Annotated in this window: 24 protein-coding genes; 8 read left to right on the forward strand and 16 right to left on the reverse strand. The window is 57.7% G+C overall.

The features are described from left to right. Positions 1 to 63: 63 nt before the first annotated feature. The 6 genes from AAFM15_RS01690 to AAFM15_RS01715 form a co-directional block, all read right to left on the reverse strand. Entirely contained in the window at positions 64 to 1,848 is a 1,785-nt protein-coding gene (locus tag AAFM15_RS01690) for a hypothetical protein (protein WP_341684965.1), read from the reverse strand. Between the two features lie 124 nt (positions 1,849 to 1,972). Next, entirely contained in the window at positions 1,973 to 2,260 is a 288-nt protein-coding gene (locus tag AAFM15_RS01695; protein WP_341684966.1) for a hypothetical protein, read from the reverse strand. Between the two features lie 125 nt (positions 2,261 to 2,385). After that, positions 2,386 to 2,637, reverse strand: coding sequence for a VF530 family protein (locus AAFM15_RS01700; RefSeq protein WP_341684967.1), 252 nt, complete (start codon positions 2,635 to 2,637; stop codon positions 2,386 to 2,388). 18 nt (positions 2,638 to 2,655) lie between these two features. Beyond that, complete coding sequence (locus AAFM15_RS01705) at positions 2,656 to 3,273, reverse strand: YitT family protein (protein ID WP_341684968.1); 618 nt, start codon at positions 3,271 to 3,273, stop codon at positions 2,656 to 2,658. Positions 3,274 to 3,297: 24 nt separating this feature from the next. Beyond that, on the reverse strand, positions 3,298 to 5,208 hold the full coding sequence (locus tag AAFM15_RS01710; RefSeq protein ID WP_341684969.1) for an FAD-dependent monooxygenase: 1,911 nt from the start codon (positions 5,206 to 5,208) through the stop codon (positions 3,298 to 3,300). 139 nt (positions 5,209 to 5,347) lie between these two features. Further along, on the reverse strand, positions 5,348 to 5,983 hold the full coding sequence (locus AAFM15_RS01715; RefSeq protein ID WP_341684992.1) for a hypothetical protein: 636 nt from the start codon (positions 5,981 to 5,983) through the stop codon (positions 5,348 to 5,350). A 150-nt stretch (positions 5,984 to 6,133) separates the two neighbouring features. Between AAFM15_RS01715 and AAFM15_RS01720 the strand changes: the two genes are divergently transcribed. Beyond that, a complete protein-coding gene (locus AAFM15_RS01720) occupies positions 6,134 to 6,883 on the forward strand; it encodes a 2OG-Fe dioxygenase family protein (protein ID WP_371833064.1) in 750 nt (249 codons plus the stop codon). A gap of 60 nt (positions 6,884 to 6,943) precedes the next feature. On the opposite strand, the gene bktB is transcribed toward AAFM15_RS01720, so the two are convergent. From bktB to AAFM15_RS01745, 5 genes are all read right to left on the reverse strand, one after another. After that, positions 6,944 to 8,128, reverse strand: coding sequence for a beta-ketothiolase BktB (gene bktB, locus AAFM15_RS01725; RefSeq protein ID WP_341684971.1), 1,185 nt, complete (start codon positions 8,126 to 8,128; stop codon positions 6,944 to 6,946). An 81-nt stretch (positions 8,129 to 8,209) separates the two neighbouring features. Next, positions 8,210 to 8,974, reverse strand: a complete 765-nt coding sequence (locus AAFM15_RS01730) for an SDR family NAD(P)-dependent oxidoreductase (RefSeq protein ID WP_341684972.1) — start codon at positions 8,972 to 8,974, stop codon at positions 8,210 to 8,212. 63 nt (positions 8,975 to 9,037) lie between these two features. Continuing rightward, the gene (locus AAFM15_RS01735) at positions 9,038 to 9,679 is read right to left on the reverse strand and encodes an RluA family pseudouridine synthase (RefSeq protein ID WP_341684973.1); all 642 of its coding nucleotides are present in this window, start codon (positions 9,677 to 9,679) and stop codon (positions 9,038 to 9,040) included. A 3-nt stretch (positions 9,680 to 9,682) separates the two neighbouring features. Beyond that, a complete protein-coding gene (locus tag AAFM15_RS01740) occupies positions 9,683 to 10,993 on the reverse strand; it encodes a c-type cytochrome (RefSeq protein ID WP_341684974.1) in 1,311 nt (436 codons plus the stop codon). Continuing rightward, on the reverse strand, positions 10,990 to 11,745 hold the full coding sequence (locus tag AAFM15_RS01745; RefSeq protein WP_341684975.1) for a cytochrome C: 756 nt from the start codon (positions 11,743 to 11,745) through the stop codon (positions 10,990 to 10,992). Before AAFM15_RS01745 ends, AAFM15_RS01740 begins: the two co-directional genes overlap by 4 nt. A 152-nt stretch (positions 11,746 to 11,897) precedes the next feature. On the opposite strand from AAFM15_RS01745, the gene AAFM15_RS01750 reads away from it, so the two are divergent. Next, complete coding sequence (locus AAFM15_RS01750; RefSeq protein ID WP_371833065.1) at positions 11,898 to 12,881, forward strand: tRNA dihydrouridine synthase; 984 nt, start codon at positions 11,898 to 11,900, stop codon at positions 12,879 to 12,881. A gap of 4 nt (positions 12,882 to 12,885) precedes the next feature. Here the strand turns inward: AAFM15_RS01750 and AAFM15_RS01755 are convergent, their stop codons facing one another. Beyond that, entirely contained in the window at positions 12,886 to 13,734 is an 849-nt protein-coding gene (locus tag AAFM15_RS01755; protein WP_341684977.1) for an NUDIX domain-containing protein, read from the reverse strand. A gap of 94 nt (positions 13,735 to 13,828) precedes the next feature. Here AAFM15_RS01755 and AAFM15_RS01760 point away from each other — a divergent pair, with 94 nt between their 5' ends. Then, the gene (locus tag AAFM15_RS01760) at positions 13,829 to 14,740 is read left to right on the forward strand and encodes an SDR family NAD(P)-dependent oxidoreductase (protein ID WP_341684978.1); all 912 of its coding nucleotides are present in this window, start codon (positions 13,829 to 13,831) and stop codon (positions 14,738 to 14,740) included. A 12-nt stretch (positions 14,741 to 14,752) separates the two neighbouring features. Here the strand turns inward: AAFM15_RS01760 and mltB are convergent, their stop codons facing one another. Next, a complete protein-coding gene (gene mltB, locus AAFM15_RS01765; protein WP_341684979.1) occupies positions 14,753 to 15,910 on the reverse strand; it encodes a lytic murein transglycosylase B in 1,158 nt (385 codons plus the stop codon). Positions 15,911 to 15,997: 87 nt separating this feature from the next. On the opposite strand from mltB, the gene AAFM15_RS01770 reads away from it, so the two are divergent. Beyond that, positions 15,998 to 16,951 carry a histone deacetylase family protein gene (locus tag AAFM15_RS01770; protein ID WP_341684980.1) on the forward strand — a complete coding sequence of 318 codons (954 nt, stop codon included), beginning with the start codon at positions 15,998 to 16,000 and terminating at the stop codon, positions 16,949 to 16,951. 39 nt (positions 16,952 to 16,990) lie between these two features. Further along, the gene (locus AAFM15_RS01775; protein WP_341684981.1) at positions 16,991 to 18,259 is read left to right on the forward strand and encodes a mechanosensitive ion channel domain-containing protein; all 1,269 of its coding nucleotides are present in this window, start codon (positions 16,991 to 16,993) and stop codon (positions 18,257 to 18,259) included. A gap of 23 nt (positions 18,260 to 18,282) precedes the next feature. Here the strand turns inward: AAFM15_RS01775 and AAFM15_RS01780 are convergent, their stop codons facing one another. The 3 genes from AAFM15_RS01780 to AAFM15_RS01790 all read right to left on the reverse strand — a co-directional run bounded on the left by AAFM15_RS01780 (position 18,283) and on the right by AAFM15_RS01790 (position 21,155). Then, positions 18,283 to 19,575, reverse strand: a complete 1,293-nt coding sequence (locus AAFM15_RS01780) for a TRAP transporter large permease (RefSeq protein ID WP_341684982.1) — start codon at positions 19,573 to 19,575, stop codon at positions 18,283 to 18,285. After that, positions 19,572 to 20,048, reverse strand: a complete 477-nt coding sequence (locus tag AAFM15_RS01785) for a TRAP transporter small permease (protein ID WP_341684983.1) — start codon at positions 20,046 to 20,048, stop codon at positions 19,572 to 19,574. The genes AAFM15_RS01780 and AAFM15_RS01785 overlap by 4 nt, the downstream gene beginning before the upstream one ends. 87 nt (positions 20,049 to 20,135) lie before the next feature. After that, positions 20,136 to 21,155 carry a TRAP transporter substrate-binding protein gene (locus tag AAFM15_RS01790; protein WP_341684984.1) on the reverse strand — a complete coding sequence of 340 codons (1,020 nt, stop codon included), beginning with the start codon at positions 21,153 to 21,155 and terminating at the stop codon, positions 20,136 to 20,138. A gap of 285 nt (positions 21,156 to 21,440) precedes the next feature. Here AAFM15_RS01790 and AAFM15_RS01795 point away from each other — a divergent pair, with 285 nt between their 5' ends. From AAFM15_RS01795 to AAFM15_RS01805, 3 genes are all read left to right on the forward strand, one after another. After that, the gene (locus AAFM15_RS01795) at positions 21,441 to 22,190 is read left to right on the forward strand and encodes an electron transfer flavoprotein subunit beta/FixA family protein (protein WP_341684985.1); all 750 of its coding nucleotides are present in this window, start codon (positions 21,441 to 21,443) and stop codon (positions 22,188 to 22,190) included. Positions 22,191 to 22,192: 2 nt separating this feature from the next. After that, positions 22,193 to 23,125, forward strand: coding sequence for an FAD-binding protein (locus tag AAFM15_RS01800; protein WP_341684986.1), 933 nt, complete (start codon positions 22,193 to 22,195; stop codon positions 23,123 to 23,125). An 89-nt stretch (positions 23,126 to 23,214) separates the two neighbouring features. Continuing rightward, the coding region (locus AAFM15_RS01805; protein ID WP_341684987.1) for an acyl-CoA dehydrogenase family protein at positions 23,215 to 24,292 on the forward strand (1,078 nt) is incomplete at its 3' end.

The following is a 24,292-nucleotide window of genomic DNA, read 5'->3' on the forward strand; positions in this document are numbered from 1 at the left end:
ATGATCTTCCCCATCACAAGAACGTGCATGCCATTTCTTGTTAGAGATGTTGGGATGAAACCGTCAATGGCTGCGTAAAAATTCAACCATCTTGGTGAACACTTTTTGTCGACCTTCCTCGGTGGCGCCCTGACTCCAACCAAAGTCTAGTGTTGAGGTGTTTTGCAGGAGTCCTCCTCGAGCGCTGTACTGACTAAAAGTCTCTTTGCGTAGTTCACCGAGAAATGCACCATGTGCGACGCCATCGAAGAACTCAACATCTATGGTGGCGCCATCTTCCCTTCTGACTTTTTCGAGCCACTCCATGGTGGACAGCATCCTGCCGGATGGGTTCTCTACGCTGCATTCTTCTGTGGTGCCTTTCGGGGCATCTGGCGATACGCTTGCAAATCGGCATGGACTGGAAATCATCCAACGACGTTGACCAATAGGGGCGCCGAGATCATCTTCGTTCCCGAAAACAATCAGCGTTGGAACACGAATGCTCCATGGATATCCGATACCAACGGGAGTGGGTGCTTCCGAGATGACTCCTTTAACTCGTTGCGGATCGACCACTGTGGCGAGGTTTAAGACAACTGATGCGCCATTGGAGATGCCATACAGATAGATCGTATTGGGCGAAATGTACTTTTGCTCCAGTACCCATTCATAGGCTTGCTTTGCGATCCTGTAGATCATCTTTTGACGCGCCGCATTACTTAACCTTGGCGGAACACCGTTGTGTCGGTAGGCGTCGAAGATGAGCGTTGAATAACCTTCTTTGGCAAATGCATTGGTGATCGACTGAGCATCATGCCTACCCCCACCTCCGTGCACTGCGATGATCAGCGGGGCGTCTTTCCTCCCAGCGGGCATGTTTAACTCAACACTGGGATGGCATGGGTCAAAGCCGGATAAGTCACCATCAACCTCCATGCCTGAGACGCTGGGCTTTCTTAAGGTCGAACCACGACAGTCCGCAGCTTCAATTGCAACAACTGTTTTACTCTCGAGCAAAGCGGGCTGCTTGGTTGAGGTAGGCTTCTTGTTCTCTTCGAAGAATGCGATGCTTTGAGCAATCGCTTGGTCAAGTCGCTCACGACTTTGACCTGATCCCCCCTCTTTGGTGAAACACTTTTGAAGATCATCCCGTGTCAAAACAGTACCGTCATAGTGTGCAATTTGGAAGGAAACCGTATCGATGAAGATTGGGTTTTTTGCACAACCATTGAAGGCAATGCCATTCGTGACAATTTTCCCGTTCAAGCTGAAGTAATGGTTTGCGCCTTCAATCATGGATAGTCTGACGGGATTGCCAATTTCTTGATGTCGTTTCGTCACCAATTCGCAAGCGATGGGGTAATAGTGACTTTGCGTGCCCTTCAAAATCAGGACGGGGTAGCGAAGTGGTTGAGGTTTGGCTACCACATTGCACGCAGGTTCTGCAGCAACCAAAGCGGTCCACGCTGGGCTCTTTGGGGAGTAGAGTTGGTTCATGACGGCATCTCCGCCATAACTGAATCCACTGTAGAAAGTGTTTGCTGCATCGAGTTGGGGGTACTTGCGTAGTAACAGCCCCCTTAATTGCGCAGCGTATTGCTCTGCTTTGGGGAATTGGGTTTTATCGCTTGGCGAAAGCCCTTTGTCATAGAACGCATCCAGCGCAGCAAATGCAAATCCTTTGGCCAGAGCGGCTTTCTTGAGACGTGTCCCATGCTCATCCGTGGTCCCGACACCACCATCAAAGGTATAGCCATCACGGCTACTACCGTGCTGATAGATGATTAATGGATAGGGTGCAGAACCAGCTTCTGGAAAGGTCAGCTCTACCGGGATTGATTTGGTGCCGAATTTTCTATCGTTCAACGGATACGACTCCGTTGTGCTCGCAGCATGCGTTGTAGCACTCAGGCAACAAGAAATCAGTAATGCAAACTTGATGACATGATTGAGTACCCGCATGTTTTGTCGGTGAGTAAAGATTGAATTTTTACCGCAACAAGTTCGTTACGTTGTTGGCGCCAAAAACAGACGGCGGAGCCATTAAGTTGCTCATCAACCCGCCCCAGACAGACCGGATGCTCTCAGCTGATGCATCTGCGGCAGCTTGGCTTTCATACACCGCGAAAACTGTTCCTTTCCCGGAGTCATCCCAACACGTGATGCACTCCAAGATGCCGGGAATTTGTTTGAGTTTCGCGCCAGCTGAAGGCATGGCCGCCTTCATCTCGGCTAATTTGGCAGGGTCGATTTGAATCGTACTGACTCGTGCATACATGGCTGGCTCTGGGAGTGGTTGGATCGTTTATCTTGATCCTCGGATAGCTTCCAAGAATCAGTACTTTCCCGATTTTTGTGGTGCTTGGTCGGTTTTGCATGTTGCGGTGCAGCAAAAAGGTGCCGTCACCGCATACGACGTTTTTCTCGCTCCATGTACAGGTAAAGGCCTTCGACTTTCTCGCGTGCCCACGGCGTTTTTCGCAAGAACTTCAGACTGGAATTGACGCTTGGATCATGGGTAAAGCATCGTATGGGAATTCGCTGTCCCAGATCTTCCCAGCCGTAGTAGCTCTCAAGTGCCTTCACCATTGCTTCAAGTGTCAGGCCGTGCAGCGGATTTTTGGGCTGCGCAGGTGGGGACAATTTTTCACTCATGGAGTCTTTGTGGGTTGATCAGCATCCGAAATATCGGCCTTGTCGATGGTTCATCGCGATCACCAGGTTCAGGGCCAGCGCGCTGAGTAAAGACAGCGCCATTGCCTTGAGCGGGATGACCGTGATACCCGACAGCAAAATGACGGCATCGCAGGCCATCTGGATATGACCCGCCCGCCAGCCCTTGCGCTTTTGCAGGTAAAGGGCCATCACGCCAATGCCGCCCAAGCTGGCACCATGTCGGATGAAGATCAGAATGCCAGTGCCAGCCAGAAAACCTGCTGCGATGGCAGCGTAAGTGGCATGCATGTATTCCAGTCGCAATAGCGAAGGCATGTACTCGGTCATGACTGAAAAGCCCAGTACGGCTGCAAATGTCTTGAGGGTAAATGTCTTGCCCATCGCCAGCCAGGAGAACACGTAAAACGGCAGGTTGACGACAAAAAGAATAGCTCCTAACGGCCAGTTGCTGACGTAGTGGGCAATAAAGGCCAGTCCTGTGGTTCCTCCGGTGAGCAAACCCGCATGGCGGTAAAACGTGACCGACAGCGCCATCAAGATGCACCCGGCCACCAGAGCCAGGAGGTCTTCGATTTGGGAGTGGCGTTGTTGGTTGATTTCAGTGCCGGCGTGCATATTCTGGCCATGAGGTAGCCCGAATTATCGCAGTACCCCAGTGAAGAACGTCGACAACTCGGCAGTAGCGTTCAAGGGTAGAACATGCGCAACATACTGGTCGGGGCGCACCACGATCATGCAGCCTTGCTGACGATCGATGCCGCGCATGTCGTAAATGTCGCCCAAGCCTTTGTGGTCCACGCAAAAGATTTTTTCGTGGTCCTGCAATCCCAGTTTCCCGGTATGAGGCTTGAGCAGTGAAGGCATTTTTTCGTAGGCCAGCTGGTCAAAGGTGGGTTGGAACACTGCGCGTACGTCGATGATGGCGTCAATGTCCTCGCCCGTGCGTGTGTGTTTGACCACGGGAGAGTCGGGGTGCTTTTCCAGCCAGTCGGCCAGCTGGGCCATGGGCGCGTCTGGTTGTCCCAGATCGCCCGCACCAGCGAAGGCGTAAATGCGCCAGCGTGCATCGGCCTCTGCGGCGTGGCCGAGCTGCATTTGCTTGGCGTCGGACACACGCACCACTGGAGCGGAGTGAAAGCGTCGGCCAATTTCTTCGCCTTTGGCCAAGGCCTGATAGGCAGAGGCGGCAAACAAGTAAGAATGGTCGTATTTGACGGCGGTGCCGCCTGTGAATTCGAGGTTGGCTTTGAATTGACGAATGATGCGCGGCTCTTCGGTACCATCACGCTCGGCTTGGGTGGTGGGGGCGGACATGATGCGTGCCCATTCGTGGTCGGTTTCGACCAGGCGCTTGGCTTCGGTTAAGCGTTCTTTGGAGTAGCTGCGCAGCAGGCTCGGATCGGCACGGCCTTGCAGCACGTGTACCAGCTTCCAACCGAGGTTAAAGGTGTCTTGCATGGACACATTCATACCCTGGCCGGCCTTGGGCGAGTGGGTGTGGCAGGCATCGCCTGCGGTGAACACGCGGGGGTTACCGCTGCCGTTTTCGCCAATGTCGTCAAACTTGTCGGTGATGCTGTGGCCAATGTCGTAGATGGACCACCAGACCACTTCTTTTACATCGATGGTGTAGGGTTTGATGATGCGGTTAGCCGCTGCAATCATGTCGTGTTGAGTCAGCTTGCGCTGCGCCGCTTTTTCGCCCACATTGAGTTTGTCCAGCTCCACATACATGCGGAACACGTATCCACCTTCGCGGGGCAAAATCAGCACATTGCCTTCGTTGGCCGAAGAAATCAAACACTTCTGGCGCACATCCGGAAAATCGGTGTTGGCCAGAATGTCCATCACGCCCCAGGCCTGGTGGGCTGCGTCTCCATGCAGTTCACCACCAATGGATTTGCGTACCTTGGAGTGGGCGCCATCGCAACCCACCACATAGTTGGCGCGCACAGTACGTGTGGCCCACCAGTTGATGCCAGTTGCGTCCTTGAGCGTCACGATGACGGGGTATTCGGTGGCATCCGGATCAATGGTCAGGCTCTCGACTTCCCAGCCGTAGTCAGGCTCCAGGCGCGAAGGGGAGTTCTTCATCACCTCCAGGAATAGCTCGTGCAAACGTGCCTGATTGATCAGGATGTGTGGCATTTCCGAACTGTCATCGGCCACGTCTTGCACGCGACCTGCACGTCGAATGTGCTGTGGGTTCTTGGGGTCAGGCATCCAGAACGCGGTCTGGTTGACCCAATAGGTTTCGCGCTTGACCTTATCGGCAAAACCGAAGGCCTGGAACATTTCCATTGTCCGCGTGTTGATGCCGTCCGCCTTGCCCTTGATGATGTTGGCTGGCATCCGTTCCACGATCAGGGTTTCGATCTCGGGGAACTGCGACAACTGTGCAGCCAAGCACAAACCGGCTGGACCTGTGCCCGAGATGAGAACGTCGACTTTTTCCGGCAGCGGCTCGTTGACGCCACGGTTACGTCGATTGGGTGCCGCAGGTTTGATGTCGGGGTTTCCGCCGCGAAAACCGTCTTTGTAGAACTGCATGTTGTCTCTCCGTTGTGTGAGGCGGGTATCTGGATTGCGAGATGTGTTGAATAATAACTGTACTTATCAATCCCTGTCAACATGGTAAGTATGCTTATTAAATCAGGGCCGGCAAAGCAGAAATGAGTGCCGAGAAAGCTCAGTCCCTGGTGGATTTGTGCAAGTACAGCTGGTCAGACCAAGTCGCTAACCATTCAGGCTTGAAGGCGACAAAAACGGCGGTTAACAGTCCGGTGAGAAAAGCATCACCCCAGGCCATGAGCCACTGCGCCACCAAGGACAGACCTGGGTCGACTGTGCTGGGGGTGTCATCGAGCAAAACAGTCAGGCCTCGCGCGGCGAAGATGCACAGTGCCGCTCCCAGAAAACCTCGTCCCAGAATAAAAATGAAGGGATGGGGTGGAGCGTAACGACGCAAGGCAGCTCCCAGCAGCAAGGCCAGGCTGCTGGGTAGCCAGGCCAGTTCAAACCATTGTTCAAGCCAAACGCCTTCGGCAGTAGGGGCGATCCAGCTGGAAATCCAGGCGATGCAAAGCAGAACCCATACAGCCATCGGCCACCCGAGCATCAGAGTCACCAGCACCGAGCCTGTCAGTTGAAGTTGCAAAGGCATGGCGTGCAGACGCGGAAGGGCCCAGAACCAGGGAAGAAAGACCAGGCTGGCCAGCACAGGCGTCCAAATATGCGGGTTGCGCAGCTGGCGCCAGGGTCGTACCCAAAGTGCTGTCAACAAACTCAGTGCCAACGCCAAAAGCGACCATAGGGGAGTGGACATCATGACAGCCGGGGTGAACAATTGAGCAATGTGGGTCAGCATACGCCCGATGCTCGATGGCTGCTTGATCTCGATCATGCCCCTATTTCTGTTCTCGCCTTGTCAGCGGGTATGCTTGCAAGTCTGTCTCCCCACGCGTCCTCAACCGCCATGCCAGAACAAATGCTCGCCCCTCCTTTGACGCCTGCGACTCAGTTGCAGGAGCAGTTGCGTACACACGGTTTTGCGGTCCTCTCGGCCCATGATGTCTGTTCGTTGTCGGGAGTGGCGTTGTCTGATTTGCAAGCGTTTGCGCACGATTGGGCCGATTTGCCACCCGATCAATACCTCAAGGACGGTGGTCGCTATCGACGCCGTCGTCATGCCAGCTTGCGCATCGATGGACAGCAGTGCCAGTTGATGCCGCATCGTGCGCATTGGCAGCCCTTGTCCTACAACGCGCTGCACGGAGGAATGCAGCGCTGGTTTGATCCGATGAAGACTCAATGGCTTCAACAGGCATTCTGGTCCCATTTGCTGGTCTGGCTGGGGCAGGTGACTTCGGGCCTGCGCAGCCCTCAGCCCTGGTTTGCCGAAGCGCACCAGTTTCGCATTGACACGACCGATGGCATTGGTCGCCCCACGCCTGAGGGCGCTCATCGTGACGGTGTGGACCTGGTGGCCGTGTTCATGGTGGGGCGCCAAGGCATCAAAGGCGGTGAAACCCGTGTGTTTGATGTGAAAGGTCCTCAAGGCCAGCGCTTTACTTTGACCGAGCCCTGGTCAGTGCTGTTGCTGGACGATACGCGCGTGATTCATGAGTCCACTCCCATTCAACCCTCAGGTGGGGAGGCGGGGACGCGGGATACTTTGGTCATCACCTTGCGCGCGCAGCGGTTTTTGGATGACCCACAAATCTGAAAAGCCATCAAAAAGCCCGCTCTGTTGAGAGAGCGGGCTTACAGATTGAGCGCGAGATGCTTACATGCGCTCGAAGATGGCGGCAATGCCCTGGCCGCCACCAATACACATCGTCACCAGCGCGTAGCGGCCTTTGATGCGTTGCAGCTCATAAAGGGCTTTTACAGTGATCAGTGCGCCAGTGGCACCAATGGGGTGACCGAGCGAAATGCCCGAGCCATTGGGGTTGACCTTGGCGGGGTCCAGGCCAAGCTCTTTGCTCACAGCGCAGGCTTGCGCCGCGAAGGCCTCGTTGGCTTCAATCACATCCAGATCGTTCACGCTCAGGCCCGTACGCTTGAGCACGGCTTGTGTAGCGCTGATGGGACCGACGCCCATGATCTTGGGATCCAGCCCCGTGTGTGCATAACCCACCAGGCGGGCCATGGGGGCCAGGCCACGAGCCTTGGCAGCGGCGGCATCCATCAATACCACTGCGGCAGCTGCATCGTTGATGCCCGAAGCGTTGCCTGCTGTTACGGTGCCGTTTTCCTTGACGAACACGGGCTTGAGCTTGGAGAAGTCTTCGAGCTTGGCACCGGTGCGGAAGTGTTCGTCGGTGGCGTAGGCTACATCACCTTTTTTGCTCTTGAGCATCACAGGCACGATCTGGTCTTTGAAACGACCCTCTGCTGTGGCCCGCTCGGCGCGAGTGTGACTTTCAAGGGCTAGCGCATCTTGCATCTCACGGCTGATGCCGAACTGAGCAGCCACGTTTTCGGCGGTCACGCCCATGTGAATGTTGTGGAAGGGGTCGTGCAGGGCACCAACCATCATGTCCACCATCTTGGTATCGCCCATGCGGGCGCCCCAGCGGCTGGTCAGGCTGGCATACGGTGCACGGCTCATGTTTTCAGCGCCACCGCCGATAGCAACATCGCAGTCACCCAGGGCAATGGCCTGGCTGGCGCTGACAATGGCCTGCAGACCCGAGCCGCACAGACGATTAACGTTGAACGCGGGCGTGCTTTGGGCGCAACCACCGTTGATGGCCGCAACGCGAGACAGGTACATGTCCTTGGGCTCGGTGTTGACCACATGACCAAACACAACATGGCCGACATCCTTGCCATCCGTGCTGGCACGAGCCAGGGCTTCGCGGACAACCAGTGCGGCCAGTTCGGTAGGAGGGGTGTCTTTGAGGCTGCCACCATAGGTGCCAATAGCTGTACGAACTGCGCTGACGACGACGACTTCACGGCTCATGGGATATGTCTCCGGTTGTATTGAAAAATGTAAGAAACATCAGTGTCCAGCTCAAAAGCTACAAGCAACTGACAGTAGGGTTTATTGGTCTGGATCGCGAACGTCGGCTACGCTCTGGCTGCCGTAATCGGGGCGGGCCAGGTATGCGAGGACCTGACGAGCAGCCTCTTGACTGGAGGTGAGCAGGCCCTGTGTTTTGAGTTTTTCAAAACGAGGCTGGTCGGGGAATTGTTCGGTGCTGGCGCTGCGCAACTCAACTTGCATGTCGGTGTCCACCACGCCCGGTGCCAGCGCGCACACGCGTGCACCGTGTTCCCGCTGGGCTTCGTCAAGAGCCAGGCAACGTGTGAAATGATCCAGCCCTGCTTTGGCTGCGCAGTAAGCCGACTGAGAAGCCATGGGTCTGCGCCCCAGCCCGGAAGAAATGTTGAGCACTTTCAAGGGAACGGACCAGTGGTGGGTCACATGAAGGAACGCAGCTGTGATTTGCATCGGCGCTTCCAGCCCCACGCGCATGGCGCGTGACAGGTCTGCGGGGTGGGCATTGCCCAGCGGCGTGATGGCCGGGATCATGCCCGCGTTGTTGATGAGAGTGGCCGAGCTAAAGGTCTCGGGACCTTGCAGTGCCAACCAGTCCTGCAGGCGGCGACTCAAGGCTTCGCCGTCGATGAGATCGTGTGTCCACTGCGTGAGGGGGATGTCGGCTTGCGCAGCCGTTTGTGCCAGCAAAGCATTGGCGTGACGGGAAATGCACAGCAGACTGTTGCCGGGTTGCATCAGTTGCTGAGCCATGGCTAAGCCCAGGCCACGCGAAGCACCTGTGAGCACGTACAGATGAGGCTTCATCCATACATGCTAACGCGAGACTTCGTCTTTGAACAGGGTGGCAAACCCAGGTTCATAGCCATTTCAAAAGGGCATGGGCGCTTGCCAGTGCATGGCGATTCCGGTGACAGGATGCGGCAGCTGGAGCTGCCACGCGTGCAGCAGCAAGCGTGTAGAAGTCACGGGGGCATCTTCAGGTGCATACAAAGGATCGCCGACGATCGCGTGTCCGAGTGCCAAGGTATGCACTCGCAGTTGGTGGGTGCGGCCAGTATGAGGCTCCAGCAGCAGGCGTGTGGTTCCAGGCCAAGGACCAGCGCCCAGGCTGGTCCATCGGGTCTGGCTGGGTTTGCCGTTTTGGTGGCAAATGATGCTGCGCGGGCGGTTGAGCCAGTCAATGCGCACTGGCAAGTCAATCAAGCCTGTATCGCCTTCAGAGCCCATGTTTCCCAACACCACGGCTTGATAGTGTTTAAGGATGCCGCGCTTTTCAAAACACTGCCCCAGCTGTTTTTGCACCTGCGGGCTGCGCGCCATGATGAGCAAGCCCGAGGTGGCCATGTCCAGTCTGTGCACCAGCAGGGTCTCGGGGTGCGCGGCTTGCACCCGGGCGAGCAGGCAGTCCTGCTTGTCTGGACCGCGACCAGGAATGCTGAGCAGACCTGAAGGTTTGTCGAGCACCAAAAGGTGCTCGTCTTCGTAGATGACGTTAAAGGCGCCTGACATGCGTCAATGGTCCGTGCTGGCGCGAATGCGGTTCACTTGCAAGGGCGTGACTTCGCTGGCCTGGTTGCCCCATTGTGAGCGCACGTAGCTGAGCACGGCAGCAATTTGCCTGTCGTCCAAGGTCAGCTTGAAAGGTGGCATACCGTAAGGTGATGGGCGCAGTTGGGTGGAAGGGCCATAGCCGCCTTGTAAAACAGACAACACCAAATTGGTCGGGTCGCTTTGTTGAATAGCCAGACTGCCCGCCAGTGATGGGTAGGCTTGTGGCATTCCCTCACCTTGCTTGCCATGGCATTGGGCACATTGGTTTTTGTAAATGTCCTGGCCGATGTCCAGCACACTCCAGCGTGGCGCAGGTGCAGGTGCGTTGTGGATTTGCGTTTGCTGGCGTGCACGGTTTTGCAGGTAAACCAACATGGCTTGTGCATCAGCTTCACTAAGGTACTGCAGGCTGTGTTGCACGACCTCTGCCATGGGGCCAGAGGCCACGCTGCGATCGTGGTAACCGGTTTGCAGGCGGCGTAGCCATTGGGTGGTGTCCATGCTCAGGATGCCTGTTTGCGCATCGCTGAGCAGGTCGGGGGCGTACCAGCCTTGTGTCGGCATGGCTGCGCCATAGAGGTCTTGCACATCAGGAAACCCGCCCAGCAAATCGCGTTGGCCGTGACAGGCTGCGCAATGGCCCAGGGCTTCAACCAGGTAGGCGCCGCGCTGCATGGCTGTGGGGGCCTCAGGCGGTGCATCGACCTTGGTGCTTGCATCAAAGTACAGACTGCGCCAAACGGCCAGCGCTGCTTGCGTTCCCAAAGGCCAGCGCAAAGTGTGGGCGGGCTGGGCTTGGTGCGCCGGTGGCAGGCTTTGCAGCCATTGCCACAAAGCATCGCTGTCGCTGCGGCTGATCAGGCGAGTGTGGTTGTAGGGAAAGACAGGAACCAGTAAACGGCCAGTGGGTGTTCGTCCCAACTGCAGTGCGACCCAAAAATCCTGTGCAGACCAGCCACCCAGGCCGGTTTCGGGGTCAGGGGTGAGGTTACTGCTGTAAACCGTGCCGAAAGGTGTGTCGATGGCACGGGCACCGCTCATCAGGGGTTGACCGCGCACCGAATGGCAAGCGATGCAGTTGCCGGCGCGAGCCAGGTATTGGCCTCGTTCGATCTGTTGCTGGTCAGTATGCGTTGTTGCAAGTGTTTCAGCTGTGGAGGGCGTTGGCGCTTGTCGTCCCCAATTGTCCCAAAGCACCCACGCGGCCATGAGCAGCCACAAGGCTGCACTGACCTGCAGCGGTACGCGTATCCACAAAGGCCATTTTTTCATGGTTGGCCTTTCTTGTGGGGTTGAGGGTTCAGCTCTGGTGCACTGCCGCAGCGCAAAGAGTCGTCCAGCACCAGGCCTTGCTGCAGAGTGCGGGCGTGAGCGGCTGCAGGAACGGGTTGCATGGATAACCAGCTGGCCACGGAAATGATGTCGCCGGGAGTCATGCGTCGCACGATGGCTGCCATGCAGTCAGGAGCGTGTGCGCGGCGTTCGCCGGTTTGCCAGGCGCCCAACTGTGCGGTCAGATAGTCCAGAGGCAGCCCAAGGAGGGCTGGCACATTGGGCTCGGTGCCCATCAGGGCCGCGCCGTGACACGCAGTGCAGGCGGGCAGTTGGCGTGCGGGATTGCCATGTACAGCCAGTTGACGTCCACGCTCCAGGTCCTGTGGGCTGATACGAGGGGCTTCGCGGCTGGGGGCGGGGTACGGTATGTCCAGCGATGCAAAATGCTGAGCCATACGCAGCAAATAGTCATCGGACAAAGGTTGCACCAACTGGGCCATCGACCCATAACGACGGCGCCCTTCAGCGAAATTGAGAAGCTGGTGATACAGATAACCTGCAGGCTTACCGGCCAGTCGCGGGTAGTAACCATCTGGAGCGGCACGGCCTTGTTCACCATGGCAGGCGGTACAGGCACGCACGCGTTCAGCCATGTTCTCGGGTGTGCTGATGGGTGCTGCGGGGACTGCTGACGCGCAGAGCAGGACGATCCACAGAGGCAGGGTTTGACGAAACAAGGTCTGGAGCATCACCCAAAGATAACCGATCAGCGCCTTGTTTCTGAGGTGCCGTGAAACAGCGAAAATGTGGCCTGTTTCAAATACTGGTCATGCGCAATACACCCCACACCACCACACCCATTGCCCAGCGGTCGGCTGCGGGGCGGGTTTGGCTTGCGCCGATGGAGGGTTTGCTCGATCACAGCCTGCGCGATGCCTTGACCCGTTTTGGCGGGGTCGACATGTGCGTGACCGAGTTCATCCGCGTGACGGACAGCGTTTTGCCCAAGCGTGCTTTTGTTCGGGTCATGCCCGAATTGCTCAATGGCGGGCGCACAGCGGCTGGGGTGCCTGTGCGTGCGCAACTGCTGGGCTCCGATCCGGCGTGCCTGGCCGACAACGCGGCGGCATTGGCGCAGCTGGGACCGCACGGGATTGACCTGAATTTTGGTTGTCCAGCCAAAACGGTGAACCGACATCGCGGTGGAGCCGTGTTGCTTCAGGAGCCTGACTTGGTGCACCGTATCGTCAGCGAGGTACGTCGCACGGTGGCTGAGCATGTGCCGGTGTCGGCCAAGATGCGGTTGGGCTATGAGGATGACGCGCTGGCTGAAGATTGCGCGCGTGCCATCGAGGCGGCGGGTGCCAGTGAGCTGGTCGTGCATGCCCGCACCAAGGTGCACGGTTACAAACCACCGGCGTACTGGGACAGGATTGCCGACATTCGCCAAGTGGTGAAGTTACCCTTGGTGGCTAACGGTGAGATCTGGAGTGTGGCCGATGCGCTGCGTTGCCGTGCTGTTACCGGCGTGCAGGACGTGATGATCGGACGCGGCATGGTCACCGATCCAGGGCTGGCCTTGGCTTTGAAACAGCACGATGCCAGCGGCAGGATTCACCTGCCCGGACAAGCATTGCCATGGTCTGCGGTTCTTCGGGTGTTGGCTCAAGTCTGGTGGCCGCGCATGTGCGCGCATGTGGAGGCGCGCCACCGTGCTGGTCGTCTCAAGCAGTGGCTCAACTATTTGCGCAAAGCGTATCCGCAGGGACAAGCTGCGTTTGACGAGCTGCGTTTGCTGCGCGATGCGCGCGAGCTGGAGGCTTGGCTGGATGCGCAGTTGCCGGCAATGTCTCCCGATTCGCCGGGCGTGTTGACGCTGGTCTGAGGCCTTACATCATCAAGGCCGCCAGACCTCCCTCGGGCTCAAAGCGTTTGTTGCGAAAGTACAGACGAGTCGGACCAGAAAACGCGGCGGTACGCACGCTGTGCATCGGGTCGCCGGGATAGCAGATCATGCGTTCACCATGGATGTCATGCGCCTCCGGTTCAACCAGGGCCGGGGGTCGCTGTCGTGCATCGGCCAGAGCTTGTTCGGCTTGGGTGTATTGACGCAGATGCGCAAGACTCATGATTTGGGGTGGGGCCAGTTCAATTTGGCGATCCCAGTAGGCGCGCAGCGCTTCGTCCGGGCTGAGCCAACGGATTTCGGTGGCCTCGTGGTTGTCGTGACGGCCCTCTTGCTGTGGCTCGGCGTGCGCCAGGAAAAACCGGGTATCAAAGCGTTTGTTGGTGACCGAGGGTTGTTTGGGGGTGATCCAGCGTGACCACGGAGTCAACAGTGTGGCTTGCAGCTGGTGACCCAAGCTGCTCACGACTTGATGCCAGGGTTCTGAAGGGGGGGTGCTGGCAACCGCGCTGCCCAGCAAAATGCCGGCTTCTTCGTGTAGTTCGCGCAAGGCGGCGACATACAAGCCTGCAGCGCGTTGCTGATCCAGCCCGGGTTCTTGCAGCAGACGATGGAGCTGAGCGTTGTCTTCCTTCAGCCATTTCAATACAAGTGGAGACATGTCGTCATCGTCGAGCTTTCCGCCTGGAAATACATGCACACCACCGAGCACCTGAGAGGCGCTGTGGCGCTGCATCATCAAGACTTGCAGACCTTGAGCACTGTCGCGCAGCAGAACCACGGTGGATGCATCGCGTGGCGGGGTGGTCACGATTTCTGAGTTGAGCTCCATGAGACAGTCTTTTGTATATATTGCAGTCATGATGCCACGACTCAGAGATTGCGCTTTGTCGTTTGGGCGTCAATGCCCAAGGAAGGAAAACAAAATGACGATTGATTTCAACGGCCGAGTGGCCATCGTGACGGGTGCAGGGGGTGGGCTGGGGCGCCAACATGCGCTGGCACTGGCCAAGCGTGGTGCCAAAGTGCTGGTCAATGATTTGGGAGGCGATGTGCACGGCGAAGGCGGTTCGGTTTCCGCCGCGCAAAAAGTGGTGGATGAAATCCGCGCTGCGGGTGGCCAAGCTCTGGTCAACGGCGCATCGGTCACCGACTTTGCTGCGGTGCAAGCCATGGTGCAGCAGGTGATGGATGCCTGGGGTCGCGTGGACATTCTGGTCAACAACGCGGGCATCTTGCGCGACAAGAGTTTCGCCAAGATGGAGATCGATGATTTTCGTCTGGTCATGGACGTCCATGTCATGGGCGCGGTGCATTGCACCAAGGCCGTGTGGCCCATCATGCAGGCGCAACGCTATGGCCGCATTGTCATGACCACCTCATCCACAGGTTTGTATGGCAATTTTGGCCAGGCCAATTACGGGGCAGCCAAGATGGCGCTGGCCGGACTGGTGCAGACCTTGTCACTGGAAGGGCAGAAATACGATATTCGCGTCAATGGATTGGCTCCTACGGCAGCCACCCGCATGACCGAAGGCCTGATGCCTGAAGCGGTGTTGCGCGCCCTGCAACCCGAAGCTGTGGTGCCCGCCATGCTGGTCATGGCTTGTGAGCAGGCGCCCAATCGCACCATTTTGTGTGCGGGGGCTGGCAGCTTCGAGGTGGCCAACATCACCCTGACCCAGGGCGTGCATTTGGGCGTGGGCGACGATGTGCCCGAGCAGTTGTTGCGCCAGCTCGAAGCGGTGTGCAACCGCGTGGGCGATCTGGTGCCGGGCTCAGGGTCGGAGCAGGGGCAGCACGAAGTGGCTAAGGCTCTCGCCGCGCATGGTGGCTGAAATGGGGTGGGGTTAAGGGGCTTTGGCCGTGAAGGTGGCCATGCGTTCACGCTCAACCGCTTGCCCCAACTCGATCACCGCCATCGCGTAGTAGCTGCTCCAGTTGTAGCGGGTGACGACATAGAAGTTCTCGGTGCCCAGCACGAAACTGGGAGCATCTTCGCCATTGCGCAGCTCGATCAGGGCCAATTTCCCCGGGTATTGCGTGGCCTCTGGTGGCAGCAGCAGCCCGAGTGATTGCATGCTCTGGGCATTGAAGGTGGGCAAGATGTCGGGAAGCAGCAGCTTCTCCAACTGTTCCGGGCTGCTGTTGATCTGTACACCAAAGGTTGTAGGCTGTCCCACCTGCCAGTCGAAAGCGCGAAAGTAGTTGGCCACCGATCCAATCGCGTCTGCCGTGCTGTTCCACAAATCGATGCGACCATCCCCATCAAAATCTACGGCGTAGCGCCGCCAGCTCGAGGGCATGAACTGCGGCAAACCCATGGCTCCGGCATAGCTGCCCTTGAGACCACGTGGGTCGGCCCGGTTCTGGTGGGTCATGAGCAGAAAGTGTTCCAGCTCTTGCTTGAAAAAAGCTTGACGTTCCTGCGCACGAGGGTGTGCCTGGGGAAAGTCAAAAGCCAGGGTGGCCAAAGCGTCGAGGATTCGGAAATTTCCGGTGTGTTGTCCGTAGAGGGTCTCCACGCCCAGAATGCCCACGATGATGCGAGCGGGTACGCCATAAGTATGCTCGGCACGGGCAAGATCGGCGGCGTGTTCTTGCCAAAATGCAAGGCCAGCAGCAATGCGACGGGGTTCGATGAAGCGCTCGCGATACGTGTTCCAGTTTTTGGCAGTTGGCTTGACCGAAGGGGTAACCAGGCGGGCCACATTGGGCAGCATGCGCGCATCGGCTAGGGCACCTCGCACCCAAGCCTCTGGAAGGTTTTGCCGGGCGACCAATTCCTGGCCCCATTGGAATGCGTCCTCGCGTTTTTCGTAGGTGGGAGCCACTGCCGTACGGGCCGTCTGGCCCTGTCCGTGTTTTGACTTGTGGGCCTTGCTGGATTTTTTGTGTAGAGGTTTGCTGGTTTCAACCTTGGCCCATACCGGATTGACTGGGCTCAAGCTGGCAAAAGCCAGCAGGGCTACACTGAAGATGAACTTGAAGGCTGGACGGACTTGCATATGGGCAGTTTACAGTTGCCAGTGCGTTGTCGCCATCATGCTAAGCTCATGTCACGTCTGTGGCTGCACTCTTGGAAAGATGTCATCATGGGGCACACTGCCTATTACGCGCATCCCACTTGTTTCAAGCACGATATGGGGCCGGGTCATCCGGAATGCCCCCAGCGCCTGAGCGCCATTGAAGACCGGTTGCTGATCACGGGTGTGGACATGGCTTTGCAACGACTGGAACCTGCTCCCGCTGCGCTGGCCGACCTGGAGTTGGCGCACACCCGTATGCACATTGCAGCTTTGCGCGGCTTGACCGATGTGCTCAAGGAAGACATGGCGGCTGGCGGCCCCGAGCATGCTCAGCTGGACCCGGACACATCCATCAATGAATTCACTTTTCAAGCGGCCTTGTTGTCTGCTGGCGCTGCAATTGCGGCGACCGATGCCGTGTTGGCGGGGGAATATGAAAACGCGTTTTGCGCCACCCGTCCGCCTGGCCACCATGCTTGCCGTGACAAGGCCATGGGGTTTTGCTTTTTCAACAATGTGGCGATTGCCGCCAAGCATGCGGTCGAGCGTCACGGTCTCAAACGTGTGGCCATCATTGACTTCGATGTGCATCACGGCAACGGCACCGAAGACATCGTGGCCGGTGACGAGCGTATCCTGATGGTCAGCTTTTACCAGCATCCGTTCTATCCGGAAGGGGGGTCTACCTCCGATGCCTCCAACTTGCTGAACGTGCCAGTGCCAGCCTACACCAAGGGCATGGATATTCGTGAAATGGTGGATACCGTTTGGGTCCCGCGTTTGCTGGAGTACGCACCTGAGCTGATTTTCATCAGTGCCGGTTTTGATGCGCACCGGGAAGACGATATGGGACAGCTTGGCTTGGTGGAGCAAGACTATGTCTGGATCACCCGCCGCATCATGGATGTCGCCAGGCAATGTGCCAAAGGCCGCGTGGTCAGCTGCCTGGAGGGAGGGTACAACCTCAGCGCCTTGTCTCGCAGTGTGGAAGCCCATGTGCGAACCTTGGCAGATGTGTAAGGATTTTTGGAAACCATGAGTAGCGAGAGCACCTCGAAAATGTCAGAACCCTTGGCCTGGATGGATGCGCTTACGCAGACGGATGCTTTATCAGTGATGGGCACTTTTGCCCTGTGTATTGGGATCTCCTGGGGCCTGGTCTGGGCGCTGCGTCGAACGCTCAGAAGCGGAGACTTCAATATTCTGTTGGGCCAGAGGCTGGTAGATGGGGTGTTGTTTCCAGCGCTGTTGCTGGCTACAACCTATGCAGCCAGCATTGTCTTGACGCGTCAGCACCAGGGCGCCTTGTTTGCAGTTTTGCTGCCGGTGTGCATTTCCTTGGCAGCCATTCGACTGGGGGTCAAGGTCATGCAGGTAGCCTTGGGCGCTACGCCCATGGTGCGCGCGCTCGAGCGCACCATCTCGTGGGGAGCCTGGGTAGCTGTTGTCTTGTGGGTCACAGGTGTGTTGCCCTTGCTGCTCGAAGAGCTGGACCAGATCCGCTGGAAGGTGGGGGGCAGTACCTTGTCAGTGCGCACGCTGATCGAGGGAAGTTTGACCGCTGGCGCTGTTTTGATTGTGGCCTTGTGGATTTCATCGGCGATTGAAAGCCGTTTGCTCAAGTCAGCGACGGGCAGTGATTTGTCCTTGCGTAAAGTCATCAGCAATACCGTTCGCGCATTGTTGATGTTCATCGGTGTGCTGATGGCCTTGTCGATGGTGGGCATCGACTTGACGGCCCTGTCGGTGTTGGGCGGTGCCATTGGCGTGGGGATTGGTTTTGGCTTGCAGAAACTCGCAGCCAACTATGTCAGCGGGTTTGTGATCCTTGCCGAGCGCAGCATGCGCATTGGTGACAGCGTCAAAGTGGACAACTTCGAGGGACGCATCACGGACATCAAGGCACGCTATACCGTGATTCGGTCTCCGACGGGAAGGGAATCCATCGTTCCCAATGAATTGCTGATCACCCAGCGGGTCGAGAACCTGTCTTTAACGGATCCTAAAGTCTGGCAGTCCACCGTGGTTTCTGTGGCTTACGACAGTCCGGTGGAGGAGGTGATGGATCTGCTCAGGCAGGCCTGTGTTGATCAAGCCAGGGTACTGGCTGATCCAGCCCCATCGGTGGCTTTGTCAGCTTTTGGTGCTGACGGCCTGGAGTTCACGGTGATCTACTGGATCGAGGATCCTGAAAACGGACAGCTCAACCTCAAGTCCGATATCAACCGCGCGATTTTGAGCAGTCTGCGTTCACGGGGCATTGAAATTCCGTATCCACAGCGTGTCATTCACACGCCCGCCCCCGTGACGCGCGCATCAAACAAGTGAAGTGCACGCCCTGAACGGCGTGCTCAATCCATCATGGAGGGCAGCCACAGGCTGATGCTCGGGAAAAACAGCAAAATTCCCAGTGTGAGGACAAGCACCAGCACCAACGGCCAGACCCCACGGTAGATGGTGGTCAATCCTACATTGGGCAGTAGTGTGTTCAGGACGAACAGGTTCATGCCTACAGGGGGTGATACCAGTCCGATTTGAATCACCATCACGATCAGGACACCGAACCAGACGGGATCGAAGCCCAACTGCACCACAATCGGGAAGAACAGTGGGATGGTCAGCAGGACCATGGTCAGTTCTTCCATGACAGTACCCAGAAGAACGTAAATCAGCATCATGGCACCGACAATCATGACGGGTGACAGCCCCAGCCCGGTGATCCAGCTTTGCAAATCCATGGGCATGGTGGTGTAGTTGACAAAGTTGGCAAAGATGGTTGCTGCAATCAGCAGCGTGAAGAGCATGGCCGTGGTACGTGCCGACTCGATCAGAACCTGGCGCAATATCGCCCAGCTCAAGGTCCGGCGTGCAAGTGCAAACAAGAAGGCGCCCATGGCACCGATGCCGGCACCTTCAGTCGCGGTGAAGAGCCCCCCGTAGATGCCGCCGAGCACAACGATCACCAGAACCAGAACCCCCCAGATGCCACGCAGGGCCACCAGTCGTTGGTGCCAGTTGAATTTTTCACCTGCAGGTGCATGAGAGGGGTTATGCCATGTCATCAGCACGACTGCAAACATCATCAGTGCCGCTGTCAGCAAACCTGGGATCACGCCTGCTGCAAACAATTTTCCAATATGGGTTTCGGTGATGATGCCGTAAATCACCATGATGGTGGACGGCGGGATCATGATGCCCAGCGTACCTCCAGCGGCGATCACGCCAGCGGACATGGCGTCGCTGTAGCCAAGCTTTTTCATGGAGGGGTAGGCTACCTTGCTCATGGTGGCTGCTGTGGCAATCGATGAGCCGCAGATGGCGCCAAAGCCTGCGCAAGCGGCGATCGTGGCGTGTGCCAAACCGCCGCGGCGGTGGCCTATGAAGGTGTAGGCAGCATGGAAAAGCTCATGGGCAAGTCCAGCACGCGCCACAAAATTGCCCATCAAGATGAACAAGGGAATGACAGACAGGGTGTAGGCGAATCCCGTCTCATACACCACGTTTGCAGTGCTGGCCAACGCAGGAGCCCAGCCCACGGTCAGGCCTATTCCTGCAAGTCCGACCAGTCCCATGGCAAAAGCCAGCGGTATGCGCAGCAATGCGAGCAGAAAAATGGCACCAAAGCCCAACAATGCAGCTGTCACAGCGTGCCTCCTTCGTGTTGATCCTGAGGCTGGAACATCAGTCCAAGATGCACCAGTCCGGTAAAGGCGCACAACAGGCCCATGCCGTAAATGAAAGGTGCCTTGAGAATTTTGAGTTGAGCTGTGGTTTCGCCACTGGCCAGGAAATCATTGCCGGTGTGCCACATCAGCCAGCCCAGTCCCAGCAATGCGACAGCACAAATGACATGAACCGTGGCCTGCTGGAACTTTCGGATGGCTTGAGGAAGGACGCCGTCAAGGGAATCGAACACCACATGCTCGCCACGCTCGGAAACCAGAGGCAGGGCTCCGAAGATCACCACCACCATCAGCAATTCAGTCAATTCCAAAGACCCAGGGATGGAATGTGAAAGCAGCTTTCGTCCACCCACATCCAGGAACGTCAGAACCATGATCGAAAACAGAGCAATCCCCGCCAGCAAGGCTGACAGTGTTTCAAGCCATTTTTTCAAGATCGGACACTCCTAGAAGATGAAAAGGCGGCCCCTTCGTACTGACCGGGGCCGCCTTGCTGCCACTGCAGTGGTCAGCGATTGAACTTACTGTTTTTGAAGTTTGGCAATTTCCGCACGGAAGTCTGCCAGAACGGACGAAGCGTTTTTCAGGCCTTTGGCGCCAGCTGCGGCCGCCCAATCACGCTCGAGCTTGTTCACGCGGATGGTGACGCCGCTGACCAGCGAACTGTCGGCCTGGATGACCTTGACACCGTTTTTCTGCATGTTGGCAAGAGCAGCGGCATCGACGCGGTCCCAGGCTTTGCCGAACAAGCGAGCGGCGTATTCACCAGACAGTTCGTCCACGACTTTCTTGTCATCAGCCGACAGCGCGTTGTACTTGGCCGGGTTCATCATGAAGACGAAGCTGGTGTTGTACAGACCTCCAGGGAATTGGGTGGCGTGCTTGATGATCTTGTCAATCTTAAAAGAGTCTGTGGACTCGGCAGGGAACAGTGTGCCGTCCATCACGCCGCTGGACAGCAGCTCGTAGGACTCCGGGGCTGGCTTGAGGGTGACGTTCATGTCCAGCTGTTTGGAAATCTCGTTCACCATGCCGCCACCGACGCGGAACTTCAGACCGGCGAGGTCTTCAACACGGGTGATCGGACGTTTGGTGTTGAAAACGATCCCGGGGCCATGCGTAAAGTAGGACAGTACTTTGACGCCCTGGTGTTCAGCAGTGAATTCAGGGTGCTTGCTGGCCACGCGGTTGAACGCGACCGAGATGGGCTCTGCCTTGTCGCCCAGGAAGGGCAGTTCGGCCATTTGCGTCAGCACGAAACGACCTGGGGTATAGCCGTGCACGGTGAAGGAGATATCCACCAGTCCGTTTTTGACGGCATCAAAAGTCCCGGGTGGCGGGGTGACTGCACGGGGCAGGATGTTGCAACGGACCCGGTTGGAGGTTTTGCTGGCAAGGGTGTCGCACCACTCTTTTTGAGACACCGACAAGCCGTGAGTAGGAGGAACCCAGCTCGAAGCGGTGAGTACCGTTTGTGCCTGTGCCAGGCCAGCCCACAAGGAAAGGCCCACGAGGCCAGTGGTGACAAGGGTTTTTTGCATTGCATGTCTCCGTTAAATTGGTTACAAAACATAATCTAATCCATTTCTGGTCAGACTGTTCTCCATGCTAACCCTGATAGTCCGACCGCGTGGTTGGTGAATTCCCGGGGTTACCATTCCGAACAGACAGTCGACAGAGGTCTGTAAAATTTGCACGACCGTGCTTTTTTGTCGACCAAACGTTGCGGGTGGTTTTACCGCTCACGAAAATTGATGCACAATTGACGTTAACGTAAACGTCAATTTGACCAGCGGACAGCATTCAACAGTTCAGGAGATGACTTCATGAAAATTCTGGTTCCCGTCAAGCGGGTGGTGGACTACAACGTCAAGGTTCGCGTCAAGAGCGACAACAGCGGTGTTGACATCGCCAACGTCAAGATGAGCATGAACCCCTTTGACGAAATTGCCGTTGAAGAAGCTGTGCGTCTGAAAGAAAAAGGCGTGGCCACCGAAGTGATCGCCGTCTCCTGCGGCGTGGCCCAGTGCCAGGAAACCCTGCGCACCGCCATGGCCATCGGTGCAGACCGCGCCATCCTGGTCGAAACTGCCGAAGAACTGCAACCCCTCGCTGTGGCCAAGCTGCTCAAGGCCTTGGTGGACAAAGAGCAACCCGGCTTGGTCATTTTGGGCAAGCAAGCCATTGACGACGACGCCAACCAGACTGGCCAGATGCTGGCCGCGCTGGCCGATTTGCCTCAAGCCACTTTCGCTTCCAAGGTTGAGGTCGCTGACGGTAAAGCCAACGTGACCCGCGAAATCGACGGTGGTCTGGAAACCCTGTCGGTGAGCCTGCCTGCTGTGGTGACCACCGACCTGCGCCTGAATGAGCCGCGCTATGTGACGCTGCCCAACATCATGAAGGCCAAGAAAAAGCAGCTCGACACCTTCAAGCCCGAAGACCTGGGCGTAGATGTCACGCCGCGTCTCAAAACCCTCAAAGTGGCCGAGCCTGCCAAGCGCAGCGCCGGTATCAAGGTGCCCGATGTGGCCACCCTGGTGGACAAACTCAAGAACGTTGCAAAGGTGATCTGATCATGACCGCTCTCGTCATTGCCGAACACGACAACGCCTCCATCAAAGGCGCCACCCTCAACACCGTGACTGCTGCCGCCGCTTGCGGTGGCGATGTGCATGTGCTGGTCGCGGGTCACAACGCTGGTGCTGCTGCGCAAGCGGCTGCCCAAATTGCCGGCGTGTCCAAAGTCATTCACGCCGACGGCGACGCCCTGGCGCACGGTTTGGCCGAAAACCTTGCGGCGCAGGTGTTGGCCATTGCCGGCAACTACAGCCATATCCTGTTCCCGGCCACCGCCAGCGGCAAAAACGTGGCCCCCCGCGTGGCCGCCAAGCTGGACGTGGCCCAGATCTCCGACATCACCAAGGTCGACAGCGCCGACACCTTTGAGCGTCCCATCTATGCGGGTAACGCCATTGCCACCGTGCAAAGCAGCGATGCCGTCAAGGTCATCACCGTGCGCACTACTGGCTTTGACGCTGCTGCCGCCACTGGCGGTTCTGCTGCCGTGGAATCCGCCGCAGCCCAGGCCGATAACGGCAAGAGCAGCTATGTGGGCAGCGAAATCGCCAAAAGCGATCGCCCCGAGCTGACAGCTGCCAAGATCATCGTCTCCGGTGGTCGTGCCTTGGGCAGCTCCGAGAAGTTCAACGAAGTGATGACGCCCCTGGCTGACAAGCTGGGCGCTGCCATCGGTGCCAGCCGCGCCGCGGTCGATGCGGGCTACGCGCCCAACGACCTGCAGGTCGGCCAGACCGGCAAGATCGTTGCCCCAGAGCTTTATGTGGCGTGTGGCATTTCCGGCGCCATCCAGCACTTGGCTGGCATGAAGGACTCCAAGGTGATCGTGGCGATCAACAAGGACCCGGAGGCCCCGATCTTCAGCGTGGCCGACTTCGGCCTTGAAGCCGATCTGTTTGCGGCGGTGCCCGAACTGACCAACGCACTGTGATGTGCTGACCCCTGCAAAAAGGCCTCCTACCCGAGGCCTTTTTTGCAGCCCTCACAAATTCAATAAAAGAAATTCATACGGAGAACCTCATGAGCTACACCGCACCCCTCAAGGACATGCTGTTCAACATCGAGCATCTTGCCCGCATTGACCAGATTGCGCAGATTCCTGGCTTCGAAGATGCCGGCCTCGAAACCGCTCAGGCTGTGCTCGAAGAGTGCGGCAAGCTCAATGCCGAAGTCATCGCCCCGCTCAACTGGGAAGGCGACAAGAACCCGTCTTCGCACAGCGGCACCTCGGTGACCACCACCCCTGGCTTCAAGGACGCCTACAAGCAGTTCACCGAAGGCGGCTGGCAAAGCCTGCAGCACCCGGCTGAATACGGTGGCCAGGGCCTGCCCAAAACCATTGGCGCCGCCTGTGGCGAAATGCTCAACTCGGCCAACATGAGCTTTGCACTGTGCCCCATGCTGACCGATGGCGCCATCGAAGCGCTGCTGACTGCAGGCTCCGACGAGATGAAAGCCAAGTACCTGGAGAAGCTGATTTCGGGCGAGTGGACCGGCACCATGAACCTGACCGAGCCCCAGGCTGGCTCTGATCTGGCCGCCGTGCGTACCCGCGCCGAGCCCCAGCCCGACGGCACCTACAAAGTGTTCGGCACCAAGATCTTCATCACCTACGGTGAGCACGACATGGCCGACAACATCATCCACCTGGTGCTGGCCCGCGTGCAGGGCGCGCCCGAAGGTGTGAAGGGCATCAGTCTGTTTGTGGTGCCCAAGTTCATGGTGAAAGACGATGGTTCGCTGGGCGATCGCAACGATGTGTACTGCGTCTCCATCGAACACAAGATGGGCATCAAGGCCAGCCCGACCGCCGTGCTGCAGTACGGTGACCACGGTGGTGCCATTGGTTACCTGGTGGGCGAGGAAAACCGTGGCCTCGAGTACATGTTCATCATGATGAACGCCGCCCGCTACGCCGTGGGTGTGCAGGGCATTGCGACTGCCGAGCGCGCCTACCAGAAGGCCGTGCAGTACGCCCGTGACCGCGTGCAAAGCCGCCCCGTGGACGGCAGCCTGAGCGCCGCTGGCCCCATCATTCACCACCCGGACGTGCGCCGCATGCTCATGACCATGCGTGCCTACACCGAAGGCTGCCGTG

It is taken from the genome of Limnohabitans sp. (assembly GCF_038134685.1).
In the GTDB taxonomy this organism is placed as follows: Bacteria; Pseudomonadota; Gammaproteobacteria; order Burkholderiales; family Burkholderiaceae_C; genus Limnohabitans_A.